This is a genomic window from Streptomyces sp. NPDC059010, assembly GCF_042740355.1.
Taxonomy (GTDB): domain Bacteria; phylum Actinomycetota; class Actinomycetes; order Streptomycetales; family Streptomycetaceae; genus Streptomyces.
Map to the genome: position 1 here is coordinate 1 of NZ_JBHYJA010000049.1, position 21,968 is coordinate 21,968.

20 protein-coding genes and 1 pseudogene are annotated in these 21,968 nt (G+C 69.1%); 12 read left to right on the forward strand and 9 right to left on the reverse strand.

Features of this window, described 5'->3' with window-relative positions:
* Nucleotides 1-263: 263 nt before the first annotated feature.
* Together ACFWYS_RS37690 and ACFWYS_RS37695 are read right to left on the reverse strand one after the other, a co-directional pair.
* Nucleotides 264-1,508, reverse strand: a complete 1,245-nt coding sequence (locus ACFWYS_RS37690; protein ID WP_384779175.1) for an extracellular solute-binding protein — start codon at nucleotides 1,506-1,508, stop codon at nucleotides 264-266.
* A gap of 126 nt (nucleotides 1,509-1,634) precedes the next feature.
* On the reverse strand, nucleotides 1,635-2,699 hold the full coding sequence (locus tag ACFWYS_RS37695) for a LacI family DNA-binding transcriptional regulator (RefSeq protein ID WP_384779178.1): 1,065 nt from the start codon (nucleotides 2,697-2,699) through the stop codon (nucleotides 1,635-1,637).
* A 121-nt stretch (nucleotides 2,700-2,820) separates the two neighbouring features.
* Between ACFWYS_RS37695 and ACFWYS_RS37700 the strand changes: the two genes are divergently transcribed.
* Complete coding sequence (locus tag ACFWYS_RS37700) at nucleotides 2,821-4,947, forward strand: glycogen debranching N-terminal domain-containing protein (protein ID WP_384779181.1); 2,127 nt, start codon at nucleotides 2,821-2,823, stop codon at nucleotides 4,945-4,947.
* A 42-nt stretch (nucleotides 4,948-4,989) separates the two neighbouring features.
* Here ACFWYS_RS37700 and ACFWYS_RS37705 read toward each other — a convergent pair whose 3' ends face one another.
* Both ACFWYS_RS37705 and ACFWYS_RS37710 read right to left on the reverse strand, forming a co-directional pair.
* Nucleotides 4,990-6,576, reverse strand: coding sequence for a sensor histidine kinase (locus ACFWYS_RS37705; protein WP_384779184.1), 1,587 nt, complete (start codon nucleotides 6,574-6,576; stop codon nucleotides 4,990-4,992).
* Complete coding sequence (locus tag ACFWYS_RS37710; protein ID WP_384779187.1) at nucleotides 6,569-7,252, reverse strand: response regulator transcription factor; 684 nt, start codon at nucleotides 7,250-7,252, stop codon at nucleotides 6,569-6,571. Before ACFWYS_RS37710 ends, ACFWYS_RS37705 begins: the two co-directional genes overlap by 8 nt.
* Before the next feature lie 94 nt (nucleotides 7,253-7,346).
* Here ACFWYS_RS37710 and ACFWYS_RS37715 point away from each other — a divergent pair, with 94 nt between their 5' ends.
* Nucleotides 7,347-8,768 carry a DUF2079 domain-containing protein gene (locus tag ACFWYS_RS37715; RefSeq protein ID WP_384779190.1) on the forward strand — a complete coding sequence of 474 codons (1,422 nt, stop codon included), beginning with the start codon at nucleotides 7,347-7,349 and terminating at the stop codon, nucleotides 8,766-8,768.
* A gap of 86 nt (nucleotides 8,769-8,854) precedes the next feature.
* Nucleotides 8,855-9,976, forward strand: coding sequence for an RNA polymerase sigma factor (locus ACFWYS_RS37720; RefSeq protein WP_384779193.1), 1,122 nt, complete (start codon nucleotides 8,855-8,857; stop codon nucleotides 9,974-9,976).
* Here the strand turns inward: ACFWYS_RS37720 and ACFWYS_RS37725 are convergent.
* The 4 genes and pseudogenes from ACFWYS_RS37725 to ACFWYS_RS37740 all read right to left on the reverse strand — a co-directional run bounded on the left by ACFWYS_RS37725 (nucleotide 9,872) and on the right by ACFWYS_RS37740 (nucleotide 12,929).
* Nucleotides 9,872-10,816, reverse strand: coding sequence for a carbohydrate kinase family protein (locus ACFWYS_RS37725; RefSeq protein ID WP_384779197.1), 945 nt, complete (start codon nucleotides 10,814-10,816; stop codon nucleotides 9,872-9,874). The two genes, ACFWYS_RS37720 and ACFWYS_RS37725, sit on opposite strands and share 105 nt — an antisense overlap.
* A 22-nt stretch (nucleotides 10,817-10,838) precedes the next feature.
* Nucleotides 10,839-10,973, reverse strand: a pseudogene (locus tag ACFWYS_RS37730) (S-adenosylmethionine synthetase N-terminal domain-containing protein); the annotation flags it as partial.
* A 37-nt stretch (nucleotides 10,974-11,010) separates the two neighbouring features.
* Nucleotides 11,011-11,403 carry a hypothetical protein gene (locus ACFWYS_RS37735; RefSeq protein WP_384779200.1) on the reverse strand — a complete coding sequence of 131 codons (393 nt, stop codon included), beginning with the start codon at nucleotides 11,401-11,403 and terminating at the stop codon, nucleotides 11,011-11,013.
* A complete protein-coding gene (locus tag ACFWYS_RS37740; protein WP_384779203.1) occupies nucleotides 11,400-12,929 on the reverse strand; it encodes an MFS transporter in 1,530 nt (509 codons plus the stop codon). Before ACFWYS_RS37740 ends, ACFWYS_RS37735 begins: the two co-directional genes overlap by 4 nt.
* A 134-nt stretch (nucleotides 12,930-13,063) precedes the next feature.
* On the opposite strand from ACFWYS_RS37740, the gene ACFWYS_RS37745 reads away from it, so the two are divergent.
* Nucleotides 13,064-13,519 (forward strand): anthrone oxygenase family protein, encoded by a 456-nt coding sequence (locus ACFWYS_RS37745; RefSeq protein WP_384779206.1) that lies wholly within the window; start codon nucleotides 13,064-13,066, stop codon nucleotides 13,517-13,519.
* 169 nt (nucleotides 13,520-13,688) lie between these two features.
* On the opposite strand, the gene ACFWYS_RS37750 is transcribed toward ACFWYS_RS37745, so the two are convergent.
* Nucleotides 13,689-14,735 (reverse strand): methyltransferase, encoded by a 1,047-nt coding sequence (locus ACFWYS_RS37750; protein WP_384779209.1) that lies wholly within the window; start codon nucleotides 14,733-14,735, stop codon nucleotides 13,689-13,691.
* A gap of 197 nt (nucleotides 14,736-14,932) precedes the next feature.
* Here ACFWYS_RS37750 and ACFWYS_RS37755 point away from each other — a divergent pair, with 197 nt between their 5' ends.
* The 8 genes from ACFWYS_RS37755 (at nucleotide 14,933) to ACFWYS_RS37790 (ending at nucleotide 21,959) form a co-directional block, all read left to right on the forward strand.
* On the forward strand, nucleotides 14,933-15,253 hold the full coding sequence (locus ACFWYS_RS37755; RefSeq protein WP_384779212.1) for a TcmI family type II polyketide cyclase: 321 nt from the start codon (nucleotides 14,933-14,935) through the stop codon (nucleotides 15,251-15,253).
* Entirely contained in the window at nucleotides 15,253-15,696 is a 444-nt protein-coding gene (locus ACFWYS_RS37760) for a cupin domain-containing protein (RefSeq protein WP_384779215.1), read from the forward strand. Before ACFWYS_RS37755 ends, ACFWYS_RS37760 begins: the two co-directional genes overlap by 1 nt.
* A complete protein-coding gene (locus ACFWYS_RS37765; protein WP_384779218.1) occupies nucleotides 15,686-16,957 on the forward strand; it encodes a beta-ketoacyl-[acyl-carrier-protein] synthase family protein in 1,272 nt (423 codons plus the stop codon). The genes ACFWYS_RS37760 and ACFWYS_RS37765 overlap by 11 nt, the downstream gene beginning before the upstream one ends.
* Entirely contained in the window at nucleotides 16,954-18,165 is a 1,212-nt protein-coding gene (locus ACFWYS_RS37770) for a ketosynthase chain-length factor (protein ID WP_384779221.1), read from the forward strand. The genes ACFWYS_RS37765 and ACFWYS_RS37770 overlap by 4 nt, the downstream gene beginning before the upstream one ends.
* Nucleotides 18,166-18,272: 107 nt before the next feature.
* A complete protein-coding gene (locus ACFWYS_RS37775) occupies nucleotides 18,273-18,518 on the forward strand; it encodes an acyl carrier protein (RefSeq protein ID WP_384779224.1) in 246 nt (81 codons plus the stop codon).
* Nucleotide 18,519: 1 nt separating this feature from the next.
* Nucleotides 18,520-19,359 (forward strand): antibiotic biosynthesis monooxygenase, encoded by an 840-nt coding sequence (locus tag ACFWYS_RS37780; RefSeq protein WP_384779227.1) that lies wholly within the window; start codon nucleotides 18,520-18,522, stop codon nucleotides 19,357-19,359.
* Nucleotides 19,356-19,700 carry an antibiotic biosynthesis monooxygenase family protein gene (locus ACFWYS_RS37785; RefSeq protein WP_384779230.1) on the forward strand — a complete coding sequence of 115 codons (345 nt, stop codon included), beginning with the start codon at nucleotides 19,356-19,358 and terminating at the stop codon, nucleotides 19,698-19,700. The genes ACFWYS_RS37780 and ACFWYS_RS37785 overlap by 4 nt, the downstream gene beginning before the upstream one ends.
* Before the next feature lie 441 nt (nucleotides 19,701-20,141).
* Nucleotides 20,142-21,959 (forward strand): BTAD domain-containing putative transcriptional regulator, encoded by a 1,818-nt coding sequence (locus tag ACFWYS_RS37790; protein WP_384779233.1) that lies wholly within the window; start codon nucleotides 20,142-20,144, stop codon nucleotides 21,957-21,959.
* The last annotated feature ends 9 nt before the right edge of the window (nucleotides 21,960-21,968 follow it).

Here is a 21,968-nt window from a genome sequence, read left to right on the forward strand (position 1 = left end):
AGGATGAGCCCCGCGCGCTCGGGCGCCCCCACAACCCCCCCCCCGCCTGGAGGACCCCCGCGCGCTCGGGCGCCCCCACAACCCCCCCCCCCCCGCGCCCGCGGCCGCCCGGGGGGGGCGGGGCGGCGGCGCCCCCCCGCGGCCGGGCCGACGCCGCCGGGCGCGTCAGGTGCGCCCGGCGAGCCGACCGTACGGGGACCCCCGCCCGCGCGGGAACGCGGGGCCGGGCGAGGGTGCTGTGACGTACGCAGGAACATGCTGGCTCACTCGCCTGTCGTGAGGGCCGGTTCGCCGTTGCGCTGCAGGTCGGCGAGGATCTTCTTCGGGTCGCCGGTGCTCAGCGCGGCGAGGTCGGTGTTGAACTGGGTGAGGACCTTGTCGAAGCCCGCGACGGTCACCGGGCCCTGCGCGTGGGCGGTGGCGTCGGCCCACGCCTTGGCGGACGGGTACTTCTTCGCGTACTCGGCAAGGGCGCTGCTGCGGGAGGGCATCACGCCGAAGGCGTCCGCGTTCTTCAACTGCTGTGCCGCAGTGGTCAGGTACTTCACCAGATCCACGGCGGCTGCGCGGTGGGCGCTGTCCTGGGCGACGCCCCAGCACTGGCTGAAGGCGAGGGTGCCCTTGCCAGCCGGGCCGGCGGGCAGCGGGACCGCCGTGTACTTCATGTCCGGGTAGTCGGCCTTCATGCCGCCGGTGAGCCAGTTGCCCTCGATGGTCATGGCGGCCTTGCCCTTGCCGAGGGCCTCGCCGCCCCAGTTGGTGTCGACCTGGTTGGCGTACTTCAGGGAGCCGGACTTCAGCAGCGACTGCACGTAGTCGAGGGCCTGGGCGTTCTGGGTGCTGTCGGCGGTCATCTTCGTCTGGTCGGCGTTGGTTATCCAGCCGCCGGCCTGTTTCATGAAGACCCCGACGCGTGCGTACTCGCCGTTGATGACCAGCCCGGTGACGTCGCCCTTGGTCAGCCTGGCGGCGACGGTCTTGAGTTCGGCCCAGGTGGTCGGGTAGTCCTTCGCGGTCAGCCCGGCCTTCTTCCACAGGTCGTCGTTGATCGCCAGGGCGAGGGTGGAGGTGTCCTTGGGCAGGCAGACCAGCTTGCCGTCGTGGGTGAAGGAGGCGCGCAGCTGGGCGGAGAAGTCGTCGGCGTCCTTGATCCGGTCGCCGTAGGGGTAAAGGGAGCCGCCCTTGGCGTAGTTGGCGAACTGGTCGGAGTTGACGTAGAAGGCGTCCGGCGGCTTGTGCCCGGCGAAGGACTGGGCCAGCTGCTGGTTGATGTCCTTGGCGACGTCGACGGTCACCGTGTTGCCGGACTGCTTGGCCCATGCCGCCGCCGCATCCTTGACGGCCTTGGTCTCCGCGTCCCCCGAGGAGGCGATCAGCACCGTCAGGTGCTGCTTTTCACTGGTGTCCTGCGTGGTCTTCTTGTCGCTGCCGAAACTCGACGAGCAGCCTGTGGCGGCCACCATGGCCGCACATGTGACGAGGGCCGCTACGGCCGTACAGTTGCGCATTGCTTCCTCCGAGGGTTACGTGTGGTACTTGCGGCTCCGCCCGGGCACACGAAGGCGTGCGCCAGGGATGTGGGGGTGGAGGAGGGCGGAACGATTCGGGGTGAGGGGACGGGTGGCCGGGGGTGGTTACTCGTCGGCGATGGACGTTGAGATGGTGCTGCTGTCGCGGATGGCCAGGGAGGGCTGCAGCAGGATCCGCTCGGGTGGTGCGTCGGGGGCGGCGATCCGTGCCAGTAGCAGCCGTACGCATTCCTGGCCGACTTCCTCCAGCGGCTGGGCGACGGATGTCAGGGCGGGGTAGAGGATCTCGGCGGTCGGTGAGTCGTCGAAGCCGACGACGGCCACGTCACGGCCGGGCAGCACGCGGCGCTCGCGCAGCGACTGATAGCAGCCGAGGGCCAGCATGTCGCTGGCCGCGATCACCGCGGTCGCGCCGGCGTCCAGCAGCGGCTTCACGGCGGCGCGGGCTGCGTCGATGTCGTTCACACTCTGCCCGCGCCGCCCGCGGGTCGGCAGTCCGTGCCGCTTCATCGCTCGCAGCCAGCCCTCCGCACGGTCGTCACCGGCGCCGGAGGAACCACGTTCCCAGCCCAGGAAGGCGATCTTGCGATGCCCCAGGGCGACCAGGTGCTCGACGGCGGCATCCGTGCCCGAGGCGCCGTCTACGTCGACCCAGTCGCCGACCTGGCGCCCCGACCACATCCGGCCGAAGCCGACGAACGGCACGCCCCGCTTGGTCAGCCATGCTTGGCGCGGGTCGCTGCGGTCGGTACCGCTGAGCACGAAGCCGTCGACCTCGTGCTGGGCCAGCAGTTCCTCGTAGCCCTTCAGGCTTGGGCCGTCGGGCGGGGAAGCGAACAGTAGGATCCGGTACCCGGCCTCGTCAACGGCCTGCGACAGGGCGTGCAGGAAGCGGTCCATGACCGCACCCGCGGCACCGGGCGGAGTGGGCTGGATGCCGTAGCCGATCAGCTTGCTGGAACGGGTGCGCAGTGTCTGCGCGGCTCGGCTGGGGCGGTAACCCGTTTCGTCGATCGCGCGGCGGACCCGCTCCAGGGTCTCGGGTCGCAGTATGTCCGGCGAGTTGATCGCGTTCGACACGGTCTGCGCAGAGACTCCGGCCCGGGCGGCGACCGTCGCGAGGGTCACCGGGCCGCCCTGGGCCGAGGAATTCTTGCTGGAGCGAGGCATGCGGCTCTCCGGCTTGCAGATGAGTTTTGGATTCAGTTTTAGCGTTCCAAAACCGTTGTCAGGGCTCTGGCGACTGGCTTAGTGTCCTTGGAACGCTAAAACACTGAGAGGTTCTACTCCATTGGACATCACTGTCAAGACTCAGGACCCCAACGGGTCGGTCACAGAGTCCGTCTCTGCAGTCGGTGGACTACAGCCGTTCCTGCATGACGCCGTCGTCACGCTGTGCGCGCCGAGCCTGGTGATCTCACAGGAAAGTGGGCAGCTCAGCGGGGGCGCAGACGGCTTCTACCACGGCGACCGCCGAGCCCTGTCCCGGCTGACGGTCGCAGCGGAGGGCATCGCCCTGGCGCCGGTCCACGGCGGATTGCGGGGAGCGGACCGGGCGGATTTCCGCGCGATCCTGCGGGGCCTCGGTGAGGTGACGGCGGACCCCGCGGTCGCTCTGCGCCGGCTTCGTCGCACGGTGGCCGGCCGACTGGAGGAGGTCTTCGAGGTCACCAACGCGGGCACCGAGCACGTGCACCTCCAGCTGACGGTGACCGCCGGCACCGACCTCGCCACCATGGAGCAGGTCAAGTCGGGCCAGGTGCTGGAGACGGTGACGCCGCAGGTCGCGGATACCGACGGTGTCGGACTGTCCTGGAGCAGCGGCGACTTCAGCGTCCAGTTGGCCAGCGAGCCCGCCCCGGACGCACTCCACGTGCCGACGGGGCAGTTGTCGTACGACATCGATCTCCAGCCGGGTGCTTCATGGAGCGTGACATTGAACTGCACTGCGGCCTATGCGGACGGCGACCAGTTCCCGGCCCCGCCTGGTGACCAACTGCCCTGGCGTGTTCCCGTGGTTCGCAGTGCGGACCGCCGTCTCGAGTGGTGGCTCCAGCAGTCACTGGCCGACCTGGACCGCCTGCGCCTCGCGGATCCGCAGTCCTCTGACCCGGACCGGCCGGACCAGTTCATGGCCGCCGGCGCCCCCTGGTTTCTGACCCTCTTCGGTCGCGACTCGCTCTGGGCTGCCCGCATGCTCCTCCCGCTCGGCACCGACCTTGCTGCCGGCACTCTGCGCACACTCGCCCGCCGCCAGGGTGCCGTCACCGACCCGGCCACCGAGGAACAGCCAGGCAAGATCCTGCACGAAGTGCGCCGGGACACCCTCCAGTTCGCGGACTCCCTCCTCCCGCCGGTGTACTACGGCACCGTCGACGCCACCTCCCTGTGGGTCACCCTCCTCCATGACGCCTGGCGTTGGGGCCTGCCCCCCAGGGAGGTCGAACTGCTACTGCCGCACGCCGAGTCGGCACTCGCCTGGATGCGCAACCAGGCGGAGGCGAGCGGCGACGGCTTCCTCAAGTACGGCGCCCACGGCGCCCACGGCCTGTCCAACCAGGGCTGGAAGGACTCAGGTGACTCCATCCGGCACCGCGACGGCCGCCTCGCCGCGGCGCCGATCGCGCTGTGTGAAGTCCAGGCGTACGCCTACGAGGCGGCACGCGGCGGGGCGTCGCTGCTGCGTGCCTTCGGCCGCCCGGGGGCCGACCATTGGGAGGAATGGGCCGAGCAACTGGCCGACCGCTTCCGCAAGCACTTCTGGGTGGAGGACGAAAGCGGCCCATATCCGGCGGTCGCCCTCGACCGGGACGGCCGACCGGCTGACGCGGTGACCTCGGGCTTCGGCCACCTCCTCGGCACGGGACTGCTCAACGAGGAGGAAAGCGCGCTGCTGGCCGCCCGGCTCACTGGCCCCGACCTCGACGCCGGTCACGGCCTGCGAACGCTGAGCAGCAACTCGGTGGGCTTCAACCCCTACGGCTATCACACCGGTTCCATCTGGCCCCACGACACCGCCATCGCCGTGCACGGCCTGATCAGGGCCGGCTTTCCGGACGCCGCCGCATCCCTGGCCCAGGGCCTGCTGACCGCCTCGACCGCCTTCGACGCCCGTCTGCCCGAACTCTTCGCCGGCCACGGCACCGAGGCCGGTCCGCGCCCCGCCCCTTACCCGGCATCCTGCCGACCCCAGGCGTGGGCTGCCACATCCTCGGTCCTCGTGCTCCAGGCCGCCCTCGGCCTCCAGGCGGACGCCCCCGGTGGAACAGTCACCGTGACGCCCGGCTTCGCCTCGGCGTACGCACCGCTCACGGTGACAGGACTCCAAGTTGGCGGAGGCCAGCTGGACGTCACGGTCACGGCCGATGGAACAGTGAACGTGACCGCGCCGGAAGGGCTGACAATGATCACACCCTGATGGCCGGGGCGCCAAGGCTGAGCCGTCCGGGCGCAGGGGCCGTCACTGCCGGCCAGTCCGAGCAGCTGCCCCCGGCCTCCGAGTCCCGTTCGGCAGCTTCGACGCCCGGGCTCGGGGCAGCCGTGTTCGCAGCGTCGCGCCCGAGGTGCGGTCCGTGATCGTGAGGGTGCCGCCGTGGCGCAGGGCGATCTCGCGGGCGATCGGCAGGCCCAGCCCGGCGCCCCCGGTGGTGCGGGCGCGGGCGTCGTCGAGGCGGACGAAGCGTTCGAATACGCTGTCTCGTTCGGCGGGTGGGATGCCCGGGCCGTCGTCCGATACGTCGATCACGACCATGTCGGTGGGGTTGTCGGCGGAGTTGTGCGTCGTGAGGCGGAGCGTGACCGCGCCCGTGGCATGCCGGCAGGCGTTGTCCAGAAGGTTGCGCAGCAGGCGCTCCAACTGGAGTGCGTCGCCCGAGATCAGGGTGGGGACGGCGCGGTCGGTGGTTCCGTCGTCTCGACGCAGGGTGAGGTCGAGGCCGTCGGCGCAGGGCAGATGCCGGTATTCACGCACCAAGTCCTCGGCGAGCGCGGCCAGATCAACCTCAGCGGCGTCAGTGGCCGGAGCGCCGGCGGTTCCGGCGTCCGTGGCGTCGAGCCGGGCGAGCAGCAGCAGATCCTCGGCCAGCGCCTGGAGCCGTATGACATCGGTGGTGGCGTCCTCGATCACCGACGGCCAGTCCACGCCCTGCGGGTGGCGCGACGCGGACTCGAGCTGTGCGCGCAGCCCCGCGAGTGGGCTGCGCAGTTCGTGGGCGGCGTCCGCGATGAACTGTCGTTGCAGCACCGAGGCGTGTTCGAGGCGGTCGAGCGTGGCGTTGGTGGTGCGGGCCAGCCGGGCGATCTCGTCGTTCTGGTCGGCGTCCGGCGTCGGCACGCGCTGTTCGAGGGAGCTGGCGGTGATCTCCTCCAGGCGCTGGCGGATCGCCTCAACGGGACGCAGCGCGTGTCCGGTGGCGATCCGGGTGAGAGCTCCGGTCAGCAGCCCTGCGACGGGAACGCCGGTTGTGGTCATGATCCAGAACCAGTGCAGGTCCTGAATGGCGGGAATGTACTCGGCCCAATGACCTGTGAAGATCACGAGCAGCAGAAGCAGCGACGCGACGGTCCCCGAGGTCAGGGCGAGACGTCCGCGCAGCGGGAGACGACGCTCACCACGGCCGAGCGCCGCCCAGGCCACCGCCCCGACGAGCAGGGCGGTGGTCGGGGCACCGACGATCAGCCCGTAGGCCAAATCGGGAGGTCCGTTGTAGCTACCCAGCCACTGGGTGTTGGTGACGAGCATGACGAGCGCCATGACGGTGGCGGCGAGGGTGGTCCGCAGCCGTACGACGCGAAGCTCGCCGCGGCTCGCGAGCCAGCAGACGACTCCGACGAACGCCGCGCCGAGCGTGTACCCGGACCTGAACACGACCTCCGCGTCGTACGGCCCGATCCGGCCCTCCACACGTTCCCACGGCCAGTCGGCGAGCGTCGCCGTCCCGGCGGTGGCGTGCTGCAGCCAGGCCGCCCCCGCCGTCGCGGGCACCGCGGCCGCGACCGCGGCGGCCCATGCCGGGCGTGGCGGCAGCCAGGCGCACCGGTCACGCATGGCCGACACCGGCGATCCGGTAGCCGCCACCCCGTACCGTCTCGATGGTGTCCCGGCCGAACGGCGCGTCGATCTTCCGCCGCACCGCACTGATGTACACCTGGACGATGTTCGGGTCGCCGGTGAAGTCCGCGGACCACACCTCGTCCAACAGGTCGTACTTGGTGACCACTTCGTCCATGCGCTCCATCAGGCACCACAGCACCCCGAATTCCTTCGGCGTCAGCGCAATCGGCTCACGGCCCCGGCCGCACGTCCGGCGTGCCGGGTCGAGCCAGAGATCGCCGCAAGTCAGCTGCGGAGCGGCGGTCCGGGCTCCGCCGCGCCGGAGCAGTGCACGCAGCCGGGCTTCCAGCACGACGTACGAAAACGGCTTGGCGAGATAGTCGTCGGCGCCGCAGTCGAGCCCCTCCGCCTCGTCGTACTCACCGTTCTTGGCGGTCAGCATCAGGATGGCCACGTCGTTGTGCTCGGCCCGCAACTGTGAGCACACCCGGTAGCCGTTGAGGCCGGGCAGCATGATGTCGAGCACGATCGCGCCGTAGGGGAATTCCCGGGCCAGATGAAGCCCGGTCACCCCGTCGTGCGCGAGATCGACGGCATACCCGGCGGCAGTCAGACCCCTGCGCAGAGACTGGGCGATCCGCATCTCGTCCTCGATCACCAGTAGGCGCACAAGCCCCAGTATGAGGGCCGGAACAGCGGCGCCTCTGAAGAAATCCTCAGCCTCGTTCAGCGGATCCTCAGCACCGGTCGGCCAGGCTCCGCGCATGCTTCTGACCGCACCACCGGCCCGGCGCATTACGTCCGCACACCCGCGCCACGACCGGCGGACGCCGCTGCTCATCGCCGCTGCCGTCTTCGTCGTGTACAGCGTCTTCGCGCTCCGCCGACACTCCGTGTTCGGCACCACGGGTTACGACCTGGGCATCTTCGAACAAGCCGTCCGCTCCTACGCCGCCGGTGACTGGCCCGCCTCCGAGATACGCACCGCGAGCGCTTCGGTCGGCTTCACGGACGATGCGTTCCCGCTGTTCGGTGACCACTTCCACCCCGTGCTGGCGGTCCTCGCGCCGCTCTACCTGCTCTTCCCGCACGCCGAACTGCTCCTCGTCGTCCAGGTGGCCCTGGTCGCGGTCTCCGCCTACGTCGTCGCGCGGGCCGCGAGCCGACATGTCCCGCACCCGGCGGCGGGACCGGTGCTGGGTGCGGCGTACGCCTTCTCCTGGGGGCTGCAGGAGCTGATCGGTTTCGACTTCCACGAGGTCGCTTTCGCCGTGCCGCTGCTGGCTCTGGCATGCGGTGCGTACTTGGACGGACGGTGGGTGGCATCCGCCTGGTGGGCCGTGGGACTGGTTCTGGTCAAGGAGGATCTGGGCGCCACGGTGCTCGTCCTCGGCCTGCTGCTGTGGCGGCATCACCGCCGGGCCGGCGTGGCGCTCTGCGTGGCCGGGCCCGTGAGCTCGGCGCTGGCCGTCCTGCTGGTGATCCCGGCCCTCGCGCCGGATGGTGCGTACGGCTATGCATCGCTCGGCGATGACCCGTTGACGGCCCTCGACGGCTGGGCCATCAAGGCTTCCACCATCGCCCTGTTGTTGGGCATCACCGCCGGCCTTGCCCTGGTCAGTCCCCTCGTCCTGCTGGCAGTGCCCACGCTGGCCTGGCGCTTCTTGTCTCCCAACCCCGCTTACTGGGGGCCGCATCACCACTACTCGGCGGTCTTGATGCCGATCGTCTTCCTTGCCCTGATCGACGCACTGCGCCGATGGGAAGACCGGGGGAGTGGGATTGCCGGAGACCGGGACCGGATCCTGGGCCGCATACTCCTGGTCCCGGCGCTCGTAGCCGCACTGCTGCTGCCGGCCCTTCCGCTCCGGGATCTGGCCGATCCCGGCTTCTGGCAATACAGCCCCCGCCGGTCGGCCACCCGGGCGGCACTCGCTCTGATCCCGGACGGCGCGCGCGTTGCCGCGAGCAACCACCTCGCGCCACACCTGACCGACCGGGCAACGGTCCATCTGGCGACTCATGACGTACTGACGCGGCGACCGGACCTCGACTGGTTGATCGCCGATACACAGGAGCCCTTTCCGCCAGGAGGAGTCCAGGCGGCCCTGCGTGACGCCGAAGCGCGTGGCTGGCAGACGGTCTACGCCCGCGGCGACGTGGTGATCCTGTGTCGGGCGCCCTGACGCCAGGAGACCCGCCATGCCGTCCATCTACGGCACACAAGCACCGCAAACGTTGCCGGTTTCACCTGATGAAAGGCCCACTTCGCATGACCGCTGACGACATGACGCGGGACCCAGCGGAATGCCCAGAGTTGGTTGTGGCGGCACGGGACGGAGAGCAGGGGGCGCTGGAGGAACTGGTGGTCCGGTGTCTGCCGCTGGTCTACAACATCGTCGGGCGGGCGCTTCCGAAGAGTGTGGACATGGACGACGTGGTCCAGGACACGATGCTGTGCGTCGTCCGGGGCTTGCCCGGGCTCCGGGACGAGCATGCGTTCCGGTCGTGGCTGGTCGCTGTGACGATAAACCAGATCCGCAGACACCGCCAGGCGCGCCGACTGCCGACACGTGACCTGGAGGAGCTCGTGGCCGTGGCCGACCCGGGGGCGGACTTCGTGGACCTCATCCTGACCGAGCTGGGCCTGTCCGGGCAGCGGCGCGAGACCGTTGAGGCCACTCGCTGGATGGACGAGGACTACCGGGAACTGCTCTCGTTATGGTGGCTGGTCACCACCGGACATCTGACCCGCAAGGAACTCGTGAACCGGATCGGCCTGGCCGATCACCATGTCACCGTCCGAGTGAGCCGGATGAAGGCACAGCTGGATACCGCGCGCCAGATCGTGCGTGCGCTGACTGTGGTTCCGCGCTGCGCCCGCCTGAGCCAGGCCATCCATCTGTGGAACGGTCGGCCGAGCCCACTGTGGCGCAAGCGGCTGGCTCGGCACCTGCGCGGGTGCGGCTACTGCGGCGGCCTGGGCACGGATCTGGTCCCGGCTGAGCGTCTCCTGGTCAATGTCGCCCTGCTTCCGCTGCCCGTCGGCTACGCGACGCAGGTTCTCGCGCATGCGGCTGGACACACGACGGCGGTGGCTTCGGGCACGCCGGCCGCAGCCGTGCGGTCGGCCTCCCACCCGCGTGTCGGCTCGCCCGTGCACCGCGCAGGACGCTTGCTCGCTTCCTTCACCCGCAAAGCGTCGCCGGGGCGGCGGTGGTGGGCATCGTGGCATGGGAGATCCCGGACGGCGACAATCCGTGTCGTCTCACGGCTGAGGACGACAGCATCAGCGTCCGGGAGTCAGCGCTGTGACGAGGTCGTCCGATCCGCCGGAGGCCGGCGTGTACGTCTGGGTGCCGACCTCACCGAGGGCCAGGGCGGCAAGGGCTGAGCCCGACCGGGCGCACCGAACCGGATCAGCACCCGCGGCGAGAGCCGACAGGTAGCCGGCGCGGAAGGCGTCACCCACACCCGTCGGGTCGACCGCCGTGGTGTCGGGCACGGCCGGGACCTCAGCCGGCGGCCTGCCGGTCTGCTCTACGCGGCTGCCCTTCTCGGCGAGGGTGGTCACCCAGGTGGAGACTTGGGCCAGTACGTCGTCCGGTGTCCAGCCTGTCTTGGCCAGGAGCAGCTCGCGTTCGTACTCGTTTGTGAATAAGTGGTCGGCCCCGGCGACGAGTTCGTCGATCTGCGAGGCGTCGAGCCGGGCCAGTTGCTGGGACGGGTCGGCGACAAAGGGCACCCCCATGGAGCGACAGGCCCTGGTGTGGCGCGTCATTGCCTCCGGGGCGTCGGCACCGATGAGGACGAGATCGACGTCGCGCTTCCGTTGCAATACGGCGGCGAGGTCGATGGCGGGCGCCTCGCTCATCGCGCCCGGGTAGAAGGAAGCGAGCTGGTTGCCGTCTGTGTCCGTGGTGCACAGAAAGCGGGCGGTATGGCGGGTGGGGGAGACGCGGATGGCGGAGAGGTCCACTCCCAGCGCGGCCAGCCGGGCACCGTACTCCGCGAAGTCCGTCCCGACCGAGGCGATCAGGAGCGGTCGGTGGCCGAGCAGGGCGAGCCCGTAGGCGATGTTGGCCGCGACTCCGCCGTCCCGGACCTCCAGGGTGTCCACCAGGAAGGAGAGGGAGACACGGTCCAGGCGGTCAGGCAGGAACTGGTCGGCGATGCGGCCGGGAAAGGTCATGAGATGGTCCGTGGCGACCGAACCGGTGACGGCGATGCGCATGTCAGGCCCCGGCCGCGGCCCGCAGAGCGGCGGCTGCCACGTGCGACAGCGGGCCTTCCTTGAGCAGTGCTTCGAGGATCGTGTCGCCGATCCGGTCCGCCGCTTTGTCGGGATGCCCCTCGGACACGGACTCCGAGGTAAACAGGTTGCGGGACATGACGCTCCCTCAGGTTGAAACGGTTTCGACGTGGGCCTCAGCGGTCGAGGGCCAGGGCTGCTCGCCCTGCCTCGGCGGGATCGGTCCCCGCGGCCAGCACGAGCAGCCAGCGGGGCGAGCACCCCATGGCTGTGGCGATGGCATCGGAGGCGACGGCTTCTCCCGCTGTCCTGGGGAGCAGGACGAGAACACCGTCCAGTCGCTGGCAGGGCCGGTCTGGGGCAGGGAGCTGGATCGGGTGTCCGGGTGGGTGGAGGTCGACCGTGGCGCCGTGGGCGCCGAGCTTCGCCGCGATGGCACGGGCGGAGCCCCCCTGACCGAGGACGGTGATGTGCCGTCCAACCAGCGAGGTTGACTCGGCCGGGAGGGGCAGGGGCGGCAGGAGCACGGGGATCGGCACGGCCGGCACGACGACATCGGGCTTCCTCATGGGCGGTTACCTCCGGAGTTCGCGGGTGGTTGACGTCGGGCAAAGGAACTGCCGCCGGGACGCTCCATCGATCCGGGCCCGATGGGGGACGGGGTCGACTGCGCCCGGGCGACGATCAGAAACCCCAGGCCCACCGCTCCTACGGCCACAAGCGCAGCGACCCAGCCGGACGCCACCGCGAACCCGTGCACCGTGGCGGCCCGTTCGACGTCCGCACCGGGCCCGGGCTCCGCGCCGCGGTGAGTACTCTCGTACCGCTGTGTCGCGCTGCTCGCCAGCGTGTTCAGCAGCGCGACTCCTATGGACCCGCCGATCTGCTGTGCCGTGGTGAGGGTGGCCGAGGCGATGCCTGTCTCCCAGGGGTCGACGCCCAGCGAGGCGCTGCCGATCGCCGCCATGAACGTGGTGCCGGTGCCCAGGCCCACCATGAACTCCGCCGGCAGTACGTGCGACAGGTACGCCGGCTCGGTGCCGAGCCCGGTGAGCAGCAGCATCCCGGCCGCGGCCAGCAGCATGCCCGGCACGATCAGGCCGCGCGGTGGCACCCTGTGGCTGAGTCGGGCGGAGATCCCGGTCGCGCCGACGATGATGCCGAGGGCGGTCGGCAGGAAGGCCAGGCCGGTTTTGAGCGGGGAGTAGCCGAGGACGGTCTGCAGGTAGTACGTGACGGACAGGAACAGGGCGAAGAGCCCTATGGTGACCAGCGCCATCGTGACGTGCGCACCCGCGCGCACCCGGCTGCGCACGATGCGCGGTGGCAGCAGCGGCGTCCGTGTGATGGTCTGCCAGCGGGCGAAGAGAGCGAGCAGGACGGCGCCCCCGGCGAGGAAGCCCAGCACCGCGGTGTCACCCCAGCCGCGCTCGGCCGCCGCTCCGAAGCCCGCGGTCATGGCGACGAGGCCGGGGCAGACCAGCAGCACACCCGGGAGGTCCAGGCGGGCACCGGTGTTCCCCCGCCGATCGCGCAGCACGATCAGCGCTCCGGCCACGGCGACGGCGCCGGGCGGCAGATTGGCGTACAGACACCACCGCCAGCTCAGGTACTCGGTGAGCAGACCACCGGCGATGAGGCCGACCACCGAGCCTGCCCCTGCGATCGCGCCGAACACGCCGAATGCCTTGGCGCGTTCGACGGGGTCGTGGAAGGACGTCGTCAGCAGGGCGAGTGCGGACGGCGCGAGCAGCGCGGCGAACACGCCCTGGACGGCTCGTGCCGCGAACAGCAGTCCCGCCGTGGGTGCCGCGCCGCCCAGCGTGGAGGCGACCACGAATCCGACGAGACCGATGACGAACGTGCGCTTGTACCCAACACGGTCGGCGACCTGGCCGCCGAGGAGCAGCAGTCCGCCGAACGCAAGGGTGTAAGCGGTGATGACCCACTGCCGGCTGCCGTCGCTCATGTCGAGGCTGTCCTGGGCGTGCGGGAGGGCGATGCTCATGATCGTGGCGTCGAGCACCACCAGCAGCTGAGCGAGGCCGATGACGGCGAGTCCCCACCAGCGTCGTGGATCGGGTGCGGCAGTCATGTGGCCACTGTCGGGCTGTGTGTTGGGGCCCGGCTGGTGTCCGGGACACCACCGGGCGCCAGGCGGCTCCGATCAATCGCCCAGCGCGATGCGTTCGACTCCGGTCAAAGGCCCGTGACTGTGGGAGGTATGAGGTGACCGAGGCTCTGAGTGTGCTGTCGATCGTGGTGAGCGGTGCGGTATTGGGAGGTCTGCAGGTCGGCCTGCTGGTGATCGAGCCCGTGCTGCGAGAGCTGAAGGTCGATCACTACCGGCTGTTGAACACGTTGCTCGCGTACCGGATGGACAAGCTGATGCCGGCTCTGGTGGTGCTCGCGGCGCTGGGCGACGTGGCCCTGGTGGTCATCGTGGACCACATGACCGCGGCGGTGCTGTACGGGCTCGCGGCGGCGTTCCTCTGCGGGATCGCCGTCGTCTCGCGTCTGAGGGCACGGCCGCTGTACGAGTGGGTGGAGCGGATCGACCCGACTGATCCGCCGCCGGAGTGGGAGGACGTACGGCTGCGGTGGCGCACCGTCCACCAAGTACGCGTAGGACTCGGCGCCGTGGCCGTCTCGCTCGGCGCAGTGGCCGCGACGGTCAGCCTCTGACGGCCGCTCATGACGGCGCTCCCGCGCGCCTGGTGCACTAGGCCAGGCGCGCAGAAGCGCCTGCCCCCGCCGCCACACGGAGGACAGACGCTTCCTTGCCGCTTCCCTGCGGTGAGGTCCTGGCCGTCCGGGGGGAACGGGGCCAGACCGTCATGCCGCCAGGGAGCGCTCAACCCCGGTGCAACAGACCCTCGACCAGGTGCAGTCGCGGCAGCGTGCCCGGGACGGTTTGCACGCTCAGCTTCTTGATTCCGGTCGCAGCGAACAGCTTGTCGAAGCCGGCCAGGCCGTGCTTCTGACCGCCGACGTTCATCATGAGGAAGAGGTCGAGCGTGGTGGTGATCCGCATCTCGTCGGGATGGGCGTCCACCAGGCTGTCGATGATGATCACCCGGGCTCCGGGCGGAGCGCTGGCGGTGATGTTGCGGAGCACCGCGCGGGAGTTCTCGTCTGGCCAGTCCAGGAGGTTCTTCAGGATGTAGACGTCCGCCTCGACGGGCACCGACTCCAGGCAGTTGCCCGGCACGATCCTGGTCCGGGCGGCGAGCCTGCCATCGTCCTTGAGGTCCTCGTGGGCGCCGGCCACCACCTGCTCGAAGTCGAACAGGGCGCCCTTGAGGTGAGGGAACCGGTCGAGGAGAGTGCGCAGCAGCAAGCCCTGGCCGCCGCCGATGTCCACGACGGTGCCGACGCCGGTCAGGTCGATGGTTTGCGCGACCACGTCCGAGCTGCGCACGCTGGAGTCCGTCATGGCACGGGCGAACAACTGCTCGTCGTCGGGCGCGTCCTCCCGCAGATAGTCGTAGAACTCCTTGCCGTAGATCGACGGGATGACGGACTTGCCGGTGCGGAGCGCCTCCTCCAGGCGCGGCCACGCCTGCCATGTCCACGGCGCGCCGATCCACAGGATGAGGTTGCGGATGCCGTCGAGGGAGTCCTCGCGCAGTGGCAGCGACATCTCGGTGTGCGCGAAGCTCCGTTCACCGACCTCCTGGAACACACCGTAAGTGGTCAGGGCGCGCAACAGCCGGTACAGCAGGTGCGGTTGGAGACCCGCCTTCTCGGCGAGCTCCTCGACCGGGACGGGCTTGTCGCCGATCATGTCAGGGATCTTCAGCCGGGTTGCCGTCTGGACGGCAGCTGCGTTTCCGGCTGCGAATGCCAGCTCACCCAGCTTCCGGATGCCGGCGTCCCCGGCAGGTTGTGAAACGGTCATGGATTTCCTCGCGATCGATGCGGGCTCCAGGTTCTGACGGCCCGACCTTGACCGAGGGCGCTGGTGGGTCGCTGTCCCCGCACTGGTGGCGCGCCGCCCGCCCGCGACCAGTGGGCCGCCAGGCGTACCACCCACGATGCGCAGGGGCGGTTTTCAGCTCACATGCGACTCACAGAATCGAACTGCCGGGAGGCGGAATGCACCGCACTTTGATCGTGGCGCGAATGAAACCCGAAGATGCCGACAAGGTCGCAGACCTGTTCCGCTGGTCGGACAGTACAGAACTGCCGCATCTCATCGGCGCGCGGCAACGCACGCTCTTCCGCTTCCACGACCTGTACATGCACCTCGTGGAGGCAGACGAGGACCCCACGGAGAAGCTGTACGCGGCACGGGAGCACCCGCTCTTCAAGGAGCTCCACGAGAGGCTGTTGCCGTTCATCACCGCGTACGACCCCAAGTGGTCCGAGCCCAAGCACGCCATGGCGCTGCCGTTCTACACCTGGCAGGCCGACTGATGTCCGCCCACGAAGCACACACCACCCCGCCGACGGGGACGGCGGAGCTCCCTGTCAGCAAGGTTGCCGCCGGGGAGGTCCCGTCGAGCCCTCGGCACGGCGGCGATGTGCGGGTCGTCCTCGGTCCGGCGACGACCGGAGTGACCAGCGGTTTCATGGGCACCGGTCTGCTGGCCGTCGGCGAACGGATCAGGGAGCACTACCACCCGTACTCGGACGAGTTCATGTACGTGGTGCAGGGCGGTCTGGAAGTGACCACGGACGGCACGGACGTCCACCGGGTGACGGCGGGCGAGGGCATCCTCATCCCCCGTATGACCAGGCACAAGATGCTCAACGACGGCACTGTGCCGGCGTTCGTCGTCTTCCACTCGTGCCCGCTCGCTCCCCGCCCCGAGCTGGGTCACGTCGACACGGAGGAGGCCGGTCCCGATGAGGAATGAACGACGTGCCGTCATCACCGGGATGGGCGTCATCGCCCCGGGCGGGGTCGGTACCCGCGACTTCTGGGCGGCGGTGACCGCGGGCCGTACGGCCACACGTCGGATCACTCTGTTCGACCCGGAGCGGTTCCGCTGCCGGATCGCGGCGGAGTGCGACTTCGACGCGGCCGCGCTGGGCCTGGCGCCGCAGGAGATCCGTCGGATGGACCGGGCCGTGCAGATGGCGGTGGCCGCCACCGGCGAGGCACTCGCGGACGCGGGGGTCGGCGAGGGCGACCTGGATCCGGCCCGTACCGGTGTCACCATCGGCAACGCGGTCGGCAGCACCATGATGATGGAGAAGGAGTACGTCGTCATCAGCGACGGCGGCCGTAAGTGGCTGTGCGACGAGGAGTACGGCGTACGGCACCTGTACGGCGCGGTCATCCCCAGTACCGCGGGGGTGGAGGTGGCCCGGCGCGTCGGCGCGGAGGGACCGACGTCGGTGGTGTCGACCGGCTGCACCTCCGGGCTCGACGCGGTCGGGCACGCAGCGCAGCTGATCGAGGAGGGCTCCGCGGACGTCGTGATCGGTGGTGCCACGGACGCCCCGATCTCGCCGATCACGGTGGCCTGTTTCGACTCGCTGAAGGCGACCTCGACCCGCAACGACGACGCGGAACATGCCTGCCGCCCCTTCGACCGGGACCGCGATGGACTGGTGCTGGGGGAGGGGTCCGCGGTCTTCGTGATGGAGGCGCGGGAGCGGGCAGTACGGCGCGGCGCGAAGATCTACTGTGAGGTGGCCGGCTACGCCGGACGTGCCAACGCCTACCACATGACCGGCCTGAAGCCGGACGGCCGGGAACTGGCCGAGGCCATCGACCGGGCCATGGAACAAGCCGGTATATCGGCCGAGGACATCGACTACGTCAACGCGCACGGATCGGGCACCCGGCAGAACGACCGGCACGAGACAGCCGCGTTCAAGCGCAGTCTGAAGGACCATGCCCGTCGGGTGCCGGTCAGCTCGATCAAGTCGATGGTGGGCCACTCCCTGGGCGCCATCGGCGCGATCGAGGTGGCCGCCTCCGCCCTCGCCATCGAGCACGGAGTCGTGCCGCCGACGGCGAACCTCACCACACCCGACCCCGAGTGCGATCTCGACTACGTCCCGCGCGAGGCGCGTGAGCACCCCACCGACGTGGTGCTCAGCGTCGGAAGCGGATTCGGCGGCTTCCAGAGCGCGATCGTACTGATCTCTCCGAGGAGCACGCGATGACGGTGATCACCGGTCTCGGCGTGGTCGCCCCCACAGGCGTGGGCCTCGACGACTACTGGGCCACCACACTGGCGGGCAAGAGCGGCATCGACCGCATCCGCCGCTTCGACCCCTCCGGCTACACCGTTCAACTCGCCGGACAGGTCGACGACTTCGAGGCGGCCGACCATGTCCCGTCCAAGCTGCTCGCACAAACCGACCGGATGACACACTTTGCGTTCGCCGGTGCGAACATGGCACTGGTGGATGCCCACGTCGACCTCGCCGACTTCCCCGAGTACGACAGAGCCGTGGTCACCGCGAACTCCTCCGGGGGCGTCGAGTACGGCCAGCACGAACTGCAGAAGATGTGGAGTGGCGGCCCCATGCGGGTGAGCGCCTACATGTCCGTGGCCTGGTTCTACGCGGCCACCACCGGTCAGCTGTCCATCCATCACGGCCTGCGTGGCCCCTGCGGGCTGATCGCGACCGAACAGGCCGGGGGACTGGATGCCATCGGACACGCTCGGCGGTTGCTGCGGCGCGGTGCCCGCATCGCCGTGACGGGTGGCACCGACGCCCCGCTCTCCCCGGCCTGCATGGTCGCGCAGCTGGCGACCGGGCTGCTCAGCCCGAGCCCGGACCCGACCGCTGCCTACCTGCCGTTCGACGACCGTGCAGCGGGCTATGTGCCGGGTGAAGGCGGCGCAATCATGGTCATGGAACGGCGCGAAGACGCGGTGCGGCGCGGGGTCGAGCGGATCTACGGCGAGATCGCCGGCTATGCGGCGACTTTCGATCCCGCCCCCGGCACCGGACGCGGTCCGACACTGGGCCGGGCGATCCGTAACGCGCTCGACGACGCCCGGATCGCCCCGGGCGACATCGACCTGGTCTTCGCGGACGGCTCAGGGACGCCGGCTCTGGACCGTGCGGAGGCCGCGGCACTGACGGAGGTGTTCGGCCCGCGCGGTGTGCCGGTCACCGTGCCGAAGACCGCAACCGGGCGGATGTACTCGGGCGGCGGCGCCCTCGACGTCGCCACCGCACTGCTGGCCATCCGCGACGGCGTGGCGCCACCCACCCCGCATGTGGCCGAACCCGCCTCGGACTACCCGCTGGATCTCGTCCGTGCGGAGCCGCGGGAGCTGCCGATACGTCATGCACTGGTCTGCGCAAGGGGCGTCGGCGGCTTCAACGCAGCCCTGGTGCTGCGCGCGGCGGCCTGAAACGAGCCCGGCGCACGGACCTGACTCATGACCCACGGGCCTCGGCAGGACCCGTGGGTGACCGAACCCAACCACCCAACGAGGGAGCAAACGTGACCACATTGAGCGTGGAAAAGCTGCTCGAGATCATGCGGGCCACTCAGGGCGAGTCCGCGGACGCGTCGAGCCTGACCGAGGACGTCCTCGACAAGCCGTTCACCGACCTGAACGTCGACTCGCTGGCCGTCCTTGAGGTCGTCACTCAGATCCAGGACGAGTTCAAGCTGCGCATACCGGACTCCGCCATGGAGGAGATGGAGACCCCCCGGCAGGTGCTCGACTACGTCAACGGGCGCCTGGAAGAGGCGGCCTGACATGGCCGGCCGCACCGACAACTCCATTGTCATCGACGCCCCCATGGAACTGGTCTGGGACATGACCAACGACGTTTCCCAGTGGGCTGTTCTGTTCGAGGAGTACGCCGAGTCCGAGGTACTCGCCGTCGAGGGCGACACGGTCCGGTTCCGGCTCACGACCCAACGGGACGAGGACGGGAAGCAGTGGAGCTGGGTCTCCGAGCGGACTCCCGAACCCGAGAACCGTACGGTCACCGCACGGCGGCTCGACAACGGCCTGTTCGAGTACATGAACATCCGCTGGGAGTACACGGAGGGCCCGGACGGCGTCCGTATGCGCTGGATCCAGGAGTTCACCATGAAGCCGTCCGCGCCAGTGGACGACTCCGGCGCCGAGGATCATCTGAACCGGCAGACGGTCAAGGAAATGGCCCGCATCAAGAAGCTGATCGAAGAGGCCGCAGCCCAGGCCGGCGGCGACGGCAGCTCTGCGGGAGAGGGGAGCGACAGCGTGCAGAAAGCGACGGCGAACGGCGACCGCGGACCGGTTTTCAGGGTGCTGCTGCGAGCCGAGATAGCCGAGGGCAAGGAGAAGGAGTTCGAGGACGCATGGCGGGAGATCGGCGAGGTCATCACCGGCCAGCCGGCCAACCTTGGCCAATGGCTCATGCGTAGCCACGATGAGCCTGGCGTCTACTACATCATCAGCGACTGGACCGACGAACAGCGTTTCCGCGCGTTCGAGCGCAGCGACGAGCACATCGGGCACCGGAGCAAGCTGCAGCCGTTCCGGACGAAGGGCTCCATGGTGACCACCGACGTCGTCGCGGAGATGCCGAAGGCAGGGCAGACGCGGTGAGCGCCGAGACCGAGCGGGGCACGGTTCGCGTCACCATCTACGTCCGGGTCCGCGATGCCCAGGATTCGGACGACGTAGAGAAGTTGGTACAGGCGTACCACGAGTCCAGTAAGGCGTTGGAGGGTACGCCGGGCATGCTGCGCAACGAACTGCTCCGCGATGTGAAGGAACCAGTTCGTTTCGCCGTGCTGAGCGAGTGGGAGGACCGGCATGCATTTCTGGAATGGGAGGAGGGTGCCCGGCATAAAGGGCAGACGGCACCGATCCGCGAGTTCGCCGACCCGACTCCATCCGGAATGCCCTTCGCCGTTTACGAAGTGGTAGCGGCCTACTCGGCGTGAACAATATTCATCTTTAAGGGGGGTGTCCCGATCTGCGGGGCACCCCCCTTCTTTTTGACTCGCCAGTAGTTACATAGTGAAGCATTTTCGGTTTTTGCGTCAGGTGGCGAACGGTTTATTTCAGCGACATACTCGCGAAACACTAGGATTCTCAACTATCGCTAAGATAAGGTGACCTATAGCGAGTGTCCGCCTTCGGGCCCAGAGGCCTCAATTCGACGGACACGGCAAGCCATTGCTTGATTTTTTCGTGACTGAGGCGATGTTCTCAGTAGGGGGATCACGCGGATGACTGACGTTCCTGGGGTGCGGCTTCGTGTATTGGGGCCGCTGGAGGTAATGGGTAGCGAAGATCGTGAATTAACGCCCAGCGCGCCAAAGCTGCGGCAACTGGTGGCACTCTTGGTGGTGTCCGGGAATCGGATCGTAGGTGTACACGAGATGATGGATGAGTTATGGGGGAGCTCCCCGCCCACGAGTGCGCTCGCCACTCTCCAGTCGTACATCTACAAGATCCGGAAGAACGTCTTTGAAGTGCTCGGGGGTTCCGGTGTCTCGTTGCATACGAAGGCGAACGGTTACCGGCTGGATATTCCGGCAGGCATTCTCGACGTGCATGGCTTCGAGGAGCTGATCGACCAGGGGCGGAAGGCACTTGACGGCCAAGATGCCGAGACGGCCGCCGAACTCCTCGCGAGCGCCCTCGCCTTCTGGCGTGGCGCCCCGCTGGCCAACGTCGATCCCGGCGATCAGCTCGGCCTCCAGATCACGCGGTTTCAGGAGCGCCGGAAGCATGCACTGGAGCTGCGGCTCGAGGCCGAACTCCAGCTCGGCCGGCATCGCGAGCTGATCGGTGAACTGAAGACGCTGTGCACCAACCATCCGCTCGACGAGGGTGTGCACAGTAAACTCATGATCGCCCTGTACCGCTCCGGCCGGCGGCACGAAGCCCTGGAGGCATATCAGACCTTCCGGCGGGGCATGATCGAAGAGTTGGGCCTGGAGCCCTCGCCCATGCTGGCCCGACTCCACACCGCCCTATTGGTGGCCGAACCCGAACTGCATCTCGAAGGTGAGTCCACGCCCGAACTGGCACTGCGTCCGGTGCAGATCGTGCCGAACGGCATCGATGCGAGGTCCGGGCACATGGCGGCCCGCAACGATGACGACGAGGACTTAGAGGAGGCTGCCGGATCGCGGATCGCAGCCGCGGTCGGTCTGCCACTGGGGGGCCCGGCCCAGCAGGTCCGGTCTGTTCCGCATCCGGCTCAACTGCCCCTCAACATAGCCGACTTCACCGGACGGACAAAGGTGCTCGCCCGGCTGGAGAGCCGCCTCGCGGAGTGCCGTGACCAGCATGCCCCGCTGCCGGTTCTGTGGATCACCGGCATGCCGGGAGTGGGCAAGTCGGCCCTGGCCACGCGACTCGCACACCGGGTGCGCGACCGATTCCCGGACGGCCAGCTCTATGTGGACCTGCGCGGCGACAGTGCGGATCCGGTTCACCCGCGCACCGTGCTGCACCGTTTCCTCGCCGCACTCGGCGAACCCCGCTCCGCTCTCCCGGACGACATCGACGAGGCCAGTGAGTTGTTCCGCAGCCGCTGTGCCTCCCGCTCGTTGCTCTTCCTCCTCGACAGCGCCGCGACCACGGCCCAGGTCAAGTCGCTGCTGCCGGGCAGCGGCGACTGTGCGGTCATCGTCACCAGCCTCGCCCACGGACTTGCCGGCTCCGAGCTGGTACTCCTCGACCCGCTTTCCGACGACGATGCCCACCAACTGCTCACCTTGATCATCGGACCACAACGGGCGGGCGAGGACCCGACCGCCGTCGACCGGATCGTCGAGCTCTGCGGTGGACTTCCGCTCTCGCTGCGGGCAGTCGGTACCCGGCTCAGCCGACTGCCGGGCTGGCCGCTCGGCAAGTTCGCCGAGCGGCTCGCCGACCCTCGCCGCCGTCTTGACGAGTCCAGCCTCCCCGGCCTCGACCTGCGTGCCTCGTACCACGCAGGGTTCCGGCAGCTGGACGAGCGAGATCGGCTGGCTATGCAGTTGTTCGCGATGCGCGCCGGCAGTCCGTTCACCGCGGAGGACGCGGCCCAACAACTCGGCTGCGACCTGGCGAGCGCCGAGGGGGTGCTCGCCAGGCTCACCGACCGGCATCTGCTGCAGGCGGCGGGAAGCAAGGACGGCCCGGTGGGCTACTCCGTCCATGAACTGGTGAAGGTGTACACGCTGCAACGGCTGGCCGGGAACTGACAGAGCCCC